Genomic DNA, 6,946 nt, shown 5'->3' on the forward strand with positions numbered 1-6,946 from the left:
ACATTGTTGGATAAGGTTTTTAGACTTTTTTCCCCTCAAAAAGTGCTGACCATTGGAGTGATCGCGGGTAAAATTCAGGGACTTTTTCCCTGAATTTTAGGTAACTGACTACCTCAAAATCGGGAAAACCCTACACCCCACCTGCCCCCCCGATGTCGGGGGGGTTGGGGGGGCCACACCCTGCCCCCACCAACAAACTTTTTCAGCAGACCCTAAGTAGCCATTTTTCAGGAGAAAAGCGCTCAGGGCAGTGGGAAAGTCTGGATATTTGCCGATCGCTGTACTTTCGCCATAGATATCGAGACCCCAATCGGAGTTTTTATCGTAATTAGCGAGGAGAAATTGCCAAGCTTCTGGGTATTCTCCTAGGAGAATTTTTTGGGCGACATAACCGGCCAAAATGCCATTGACTTCGGCTTTTTCTTTTTTAGCTAACTGAAAGGCTTTCAACATTGCTGCTAAAGTTTTCCTTAATTCTTGGGGATATTTTCTAGTGACATCCGCTAATTTACCCTGTTGAAAAGTATAAATTTTGGAGGGAGGAAAAGAGGCGGCGTAGGAACTAAAAGCATATAAAAAAGCATTATCAACGGTGACAAATTCATAATTATTATCTCCATCTAAATCTTCAAAGGAACCACCACTACCATCTAAAAAACCCGTTTCTTCTCTAATAAATTTATCTTTTTGCCAAGTATAAATTACCAAAGATGTGCAGCAATGTGCGCCGCCGCTATAGGTGGAGACGATAATCTCATCGATGCCATTATTATCTAAATCTCTTAATTCGACATAGCCAGATCCAAAGGCACTATACCCGCTATTTTCCTGATAAATTTGCTCGTTATAAAAGATTTGATAAGAAACATTATTAATATCATAATTATCATCAACTCTCTCGTTTAGGTCGATGGGTTGATAGCTAACTTGTACCTTAATTTTCCCCGATCTAACCACTTGATTTGTTAGGGGTTGACCGGTATCAAAATCGAGTTTAGTCACGGCTAAACTCGCAGCTGCATTGCCCAAGAATTGAGATAATAAGCAGAAAATAAAGCAAGTTTTGCTAATATTCATCGGCCGATTCACAGAGAGAGATTAATATCAGTGTAAGTAGCTGGTTATAATTAAATTTAAAATGGATTTTAGGTTCGATCCCCCCTAGCCCCCCTTGATAAGGGGGGAAGCCGAAGGCGGGGGGATCCCCCTTAATAAGGGGGGCATCTGAAAGTTTTTAATACCCACCTACTTATCTTACTTATTTTTACCGACAATCAGCCGTTAACTTTTCGAGAAAAACTATTTATTCCAAAGTTTTAACGCTCAAAACTTGGGGGGGTGTGGCATCGGGGGGATAGAGAAAATCGAGATTAATGTCGCGTCTGGCTCCGGGGGGAAGTTCCACCTGTACTAAAGCTTCTCCCTGTTGTCCTTCCCGTTGAACGAGATGGAAAAAACGTTCCTCGGTGCGTCCCAGTGCGTTACGATAGGTAACGCGCACTGCACCCCGGAAAAATACCGGTCCCTGGACGGGTTCAACAAATAGCAAGCGATCGAGATAATTGTCTTCTTTAATTGGGGTTTGAATACTCAAAGCCACCACCTGCGTTTTGCTAGTGTTGTTATATAGAGGTAAAGTCAGATAGTAGTGAACACCGTAATTACCGTGAGCTTTGAAAGCCGTATCGGGATAACGCACTAACATGGGGGCGCTTTGGATTTGTCTGGTTCCGAAAGTAGCTGCTGTCACCGTACTTAAAGGATAGGCAAAAGCTTGACCGGGTTGAGGAATGGTGAGATTAATTCCCCCTTTGGGATCGACAATGCGGGTTGCCCATTCCGAACCGACAGAAATTCCGGCCACGCGACCATAAAAATTTCTTCTTCCAGGGAACCATTGATCGGGGGGAGTGGGGGGAAAATCGCGAGGAGCGGCTAAATCACCTCTAACTAATAGGGTACGCCATTCCTCTAGGGTAGGGGGACGAAAGGTTGCTATTTCCCGATCTTCGATTTTGACTTTTTGGGGAACTTCGTAGAGGGCTAAATTGGCCATATAGACAGGTCCATCGCTGTAGAGACGTAGGAGGGTCGAGCGGGCGCTACTTCTGGGGATAACCAGATCGAATAGCATCCGACTTTGGCCGGGGGGAATGACGATCTGGGCGGGAAATTGGGTATCATGGCGACGACGCATGATATCGCTGGCTAAACGGGAACCGGGACCGGAAAAAACCCGGCCGTTCGGATCTTCCACCAGAGAGGGTAAATCGACAAAAGGGGCATCGGCGGAGGTGACGTAACTGACTCCTTGCAGGATGCGGATAACGAGGTTTCTGGAGGTGGGATTAGTAACGATCAGGCCCTGGTGTAGGTCGCGATTGGGATCGGTTTGACGAGCGATGTGGTGGGTGAAAACGTCAAAACGTCCTTGTAGGGGATGATTGAGATGGGCTATGGGATAACGTTTTCCTTTGCCGGGGAAAGTAGAGAGGAGAATTCCCTCTTTTTCTACGATTTCGGGACTATTGCTATTAAAAACCAGCACATCATTCAGTTGACCGGGTAACTGACGCACTTCCTGATATTGGGTGATTAATTTCCTCTCTATCTGGGGCAAGACCGAGGCGGACTGAGCTAAAAGAATAGTGGGTAAGAAAGAAAGCATAGAGATTCTATATTTATAGGATCTAATTAAGGGTGAGTCGATGGAGATATGAAGTTATACAACAATATAGGCGAGGGTGTCCGGGCGATCGATAAAGAATCTTAATATATTTTTCAGGCCCGATCAAGTCATGTCAGGGGTGATGTGAGCTAGGGGCGGTTTTCTCGGTTAGCAAGGGAGAATACCCCTTGCTATTGCCGATTTTAGCCTTTAATTTGACAGGGACGGGTAACTGCTCACCCTAGCTTTAAATTTCGCCGCGAATTTCTTCGACTATGCCATCTCTAAGGACGAGTTCCACATTCATTTTTGCCACTAAGTTATCGCCTTTTTCGACGCGGAAAAAGCTTTCTAATTGTGCTTGGGCGACTTCTTGATTGAGTTCCAAGAGTTGTACCTGTTGCAGTTGTTGCAGATACTGGTTTTTTTGTTCGAGAAACTCACTTTTCTGTTGATTGACTTGGATTTGAATATTGTCAATCTGTTGGGCAGCCGCGGGGGGTAAGGGGATCAGACTCTGACGCTGAATTTCGGCGATCGCTCTTTGGCCTTGGGTTTCTAATTGTTGAATTTGTGCGTCAATTTGAGCCATTTGTGCTTGTAATTGCTGTTGTGCTTCTTCTTTCCAGCGCGGGGTCACGATGACTTTAATTGTCACCGGGCGCTTCAGTAATAAACTGGTTTGTGCGTCATCCATGATTTGCTTATCCTAAAAAGGTTTTTTTGTCAAGGGGTTAGGGAATATTTGCCAGAAATATTTACTTGGCAAACATCTCGTTAATCATATCGCGATAGCGTTGCGTTACTACCGGTCGTTTAATCTTTAAAGTTTGGGTCATCATGCCGTTTTCTTGGGAAAAAGGCTCTAAAATTAACTCAAAGGTTTTAATCTGGTCATCGGTACGATAACCGGGCCGATTTCTTACCTCGCGCTTTAATTCTTGTTGGTAGAGAGCTAAGACTTTTTTGCTGTAGAGATCGCTAGAAAGAATCGTTGAGCGCTCGCTGTGAAGATCGGGTAAATTTAAGGATATTTTCTGTTCTTGCGCCCAATTGGACAGTATATCAAGATTAGGCACGATCAAAGCCCCCAAAGCTTTTTGATCCTGTCCCACTAGCATAATTTGGGAGATAAAGGGACTGCGTAAACAAGCATCTTCAATCGGTTGCGGTTCGATATTTTCACCATTGCTCAAAACAATTGTATCTTTGGCCCGTCCTGTTAAGACTAAATCCCCGGCAGCGGTTAACCAACCAATATCACCGCTATCAAACCAACCATCGGGAGAAATCGCTTTTTCGGTTGCTTCGGGTTTTTTATAGTATCCCTGCATCACCTGCGGACCGCGAATCAAGACTAAACCGTGTTTTTCTGTCGGTAAGACTTCTTTGCTCTGTAAATCGACAATACAGATTTCTGTCTGAAAGACGGGACGACCGGCAGACCCGCGCAGGTTATGATCGATACGACGGACGGTAGCGACAGGAGAAGTTTCTGTCAGTCCATAACCAACTAAAATCGGGATTCCCGCAATCTCATAGAAAGTATCTAGATGTCTGGCTAAGGAACCACCGCCACTAACCAAGATTTTAACTTTATTTCCCACTGCTTGGCGAATTTTGCCATAAACTAGCTTATCACCGATGGCATGGAGGGGATAGAGTAAGAGGGATTGAATTCTTGCTTTCAGTCTTTCGATCCCGGAAGCGTGAAGGTGATCTAGACTGAGATTATCAGCGATACGTTTAGCAATAACGTACTTTTCCGACTTTTCTAGCAAAAATCGCACTAATTTCTGTTTTGTGGCCGATTGTTCGCTAAATTGTTTTTGGATACCCTCGTAAAGAGATTCCCAAAGACGGGGAACTCCCACCATTAATTGCGGACTAAATTGCTTTAAATCCTGCTTAAAAGTGCGAATACTGGTATAAATCTGGGTGCAACCCTGAGCTAGACTGAAATACTCACAACTGCGCTCGTAGGAATGCCATGAAGGTAGTATACTTAAAACTCGATCGCCTGGATCCGGTTGAAAGATAGCGTTTAAGTTGCGTACCTGATGCAGCAGATTACCGTGACTTAACATCACCCCTTTTGGTTGTCCCGTCGTTCCCGATGTGTAGATGAGGGTAGCCAGATCATTTTCGCACTTGGTGATGGGTTTAAGGGTGTTCTCAGCCCCGATCGCCATTAGTTGCTTGAAATTTAAGGTCTGCACGGAAATCGCCCCAGTAGCGGGGTCTTCGTCGGTGAGCAGCACGATTAATTTTAGGGGCAATTCAGGGATTTTCGCCAGCAATTTGCCTAAAGTTTTGTTATTTTCGACAATCAGCGTCTGACTGTCACTATCGGCCAGAATATAGGCTAATTCCTCTGCATCTGCTTGAGCAGATCGTACCGCGTTGGCGGCCCCGGCTGCCATGGAACCTTGGTCGGCAATAAACCACCGGGGACTATTATCGGCAAATAAAGCGACATTTTCGGTTTCTGTGACTCCTAATGCTTGTAAAGCGGCGGCAAATTGCTGAATTTGTTGATAAAGTTCCCGATAGGTGAGAATTACTTCCGGTTTACTGTGGGGATCGTGCAGGGCGATAATATTGGGGAAACGTTGGGCAACTATTGACCAAACTTCGGGTAAAGATTGAATATTTGAATAGTCAATTAGGGTTGTCATAGCAGTAGTTATAGAGAGTTACAAGGGTAATAGCATATAGATTAACCATTCGAGGCTCTTTTTGCCAGTTCTCCTAGACAGTATTTCAACAGGTATCTAGTCCTGCAAAGTTAATTTCCTAGTCGAGACTCGGAGAGAGGAGACTTTTCGGTTATCGGTGAACAGTGAACAGTAATCAGGGAATGTACTGTTACTTAATACTGCTGACTGATTACGGAAAAGGCTGACGGCTTAGATGTATAATTAATTTTGCCTAGGTAAGTGGTTCTAATTAAATAGAAGATAGATTTTGCCCCTGATCCTTCCCTACCAATGGTAGGGTTGATTCATGAATCAACCCTACTATAAATCAACCCTACTATAAATCAACCCTACTATGAATCAACCCTACTATGAATCAACCCTACCCCTTAATAAGGGGGGCACCGACAATTTTTAACACCTACCTGCTTAGGTACTTAATAAAGTTGTGATTAGGAGAAAAACCAATGATTGCTTTATCTAACTATAATAATCTCACTCCAGAAGAATATCTTCAGTTTGAAGAAAAAAGTCCCATTAAACACGAGTATATCGATGGGCAAATTTACGCCATGGCAGGGACGACGGATACTCATAATATTATCGGACTCAATTTCACTTTTATTATTCGTAATCATTTGCGGGGTTCTGGTTGTCGGGTTTATTTTGCCGATGTGAAAGTCAGATTAGAGAAACGCAATCACTTTTATTATCCTGATATTATTATCACCTGCGATGACAGAGATAGAGAAACCTCTACCTACAAAAGTTTTCCTAAATTGATTGTTGAAGTTCTCTCCGATTCTACAGAAGCTTTTGACAGGGGGGATAAATTTAATGATTATCAAACTCTAGAAAGTTTAGAGGAATATGTCTTAGTGAATAGTAAACACCAACGAGTGGAAACTTTTCGACGGGGTGAACAGGGTTTATGGATTCTGCAAACCTATCAGCAAGAAAGTTTTAGTTTACAGAGTATTAATCTGACGGCATCTTTTCGGGATTTATACGAGGATGTCACCCTAGAAACGGTTAATGATACTCCCGAAAGTACTTAAGAAAATCTCCTTCAACGATTAAACCCATGATTGCTCTATCTAACTATAATAATCTCACCCCAGAAGAATATCTTCAGTTTGAAGAAAAAAGTCCCATTAAACACGAATATATCGATGGACAAGTTTACGCCATGGCAGGAACGACGGATACTCATAATATTGTTGCGGGGAATATATACACAATTATTCGTAATCATTTGCGGGGTTCCGATTGTCGGGTTTATTTTGCCGATGTGAAAGTCAGATTAGAGAAGCGCAATCACTTTTATTATCCCGATATTATTGTCACCTGCGATGACAGAGATAGAGAAACCGCTACCTACAAACGTTTTCCTAAATTGATTATTGAAGTTCTCTCCGATTCCACAGAAGCTTTTGATAGGGGTGATAAATTTAATGATTATCAAACTCTAGAAAGTTTAGAGGAATATGTCTTAGTGAATAGTAAACACCAACGAGTAGAAACTTTTCGACGGGGTGAACAGGGTTTATGGATTCTGCAAACCTATCAGCAAGAAAGT

General features: G+C 43.2%; 6 protein-coding genes. 2 read left to right on the forward strand and 4 right to left on the reverse strand.

The window, feature by feature from the left end; genetic code table 11:
• Positions 1 to 108: 108 nt before the first annotated feature.
• The 4 genes from IM456_RS07895 to IM456_RS07910 all read right to left on the reverse strand — a co-directional run bounded on the left by IM456_RS07895 (position 109) and on the right by IM456_RS07910 (position 5,346).
• Positions 109 to 1,077 (reverse strand): hypothetical protein, encoded by a 969-nt coding sequence (locus tag IM456_RS07895; protein ID WP_287692083.1) that lies wholly within the window; start codon positions 1,075 to 1,077, stop codon positions 109 to 111.
• Positions 1,078 to 1,303: 226 nt separating this feature from the next.
• Positions 1,304 to 2,668 carry a DUF3370 domain-containing protein gene (locus IM456_RS07900; protein WP_149986125.1) on the reverse strand — a complete coding sequence of 455 codons (1,365 nt, stop codon included), beginning with the start codon at positions 2,666 to 2,668 and terminating at the stop codon, positions 1,304 to 1,306.
• 247 nt (positions 2,669 to 2,915) lie between these two features.
• Entirely contained in the window at positions 2,916 to 3,365 is a 450-nt protein-coding gene (locus IM456_RS07905) for a YlqD family protein (protein ID WP_002756613.1), read from the reverse strand.
• 61 nt (positions 3,366 to 3,426) lie between these two features.
• Complete coding sequence (locus IM456_RS07910; RefSeq protein ID WP_287692085.1) at positions 3,427 to 5,346, reverse strand: long-chain fatty acid--CoA ligase; 1,920 nt, start codon at positions 5,344 to 5,346, stop codon at positions 3,427 to 3,429.
• Positions 5,347 to 5,834: 488 nt separating this feature from the next.
• On the opposite strand from IM456_RS07910, the gene IM456_RS07915 reads away from it, so the two are divergent.
• On the forward strand, positions 5,835 to 6,425 hold the full coding sequence (locus IM456_RS07915) for a Uma2 family endonuclease (protein WP_287712764.1): 591 nt from the start codon (positions 5,835 to 5,837) through the stop codon (positions 6,423 to 6,425).
• A gap of 26 nt (positions 6,426 to 6,451) precedes the next feature.
• Positions 6,452 to 6,946, forward strand: a 495-nt coding sequence (locus IM456_RS07920; RefSeq protein WP_287712765.1) for a Uma2 family endonuclease, incomplete at its 3' end; no start/stop codon positions are given.

The sequence above is a fragment of the Microcystis sp. M079S1 genome (assembly GCF_020246425.1).
Classification (GTDB): Bacteria; Cyanobacteriota; Cyanobacteriia; order Cyanobacteriales; family Microcystaceae; genus Microcystis; species Microcystis aeruginosa.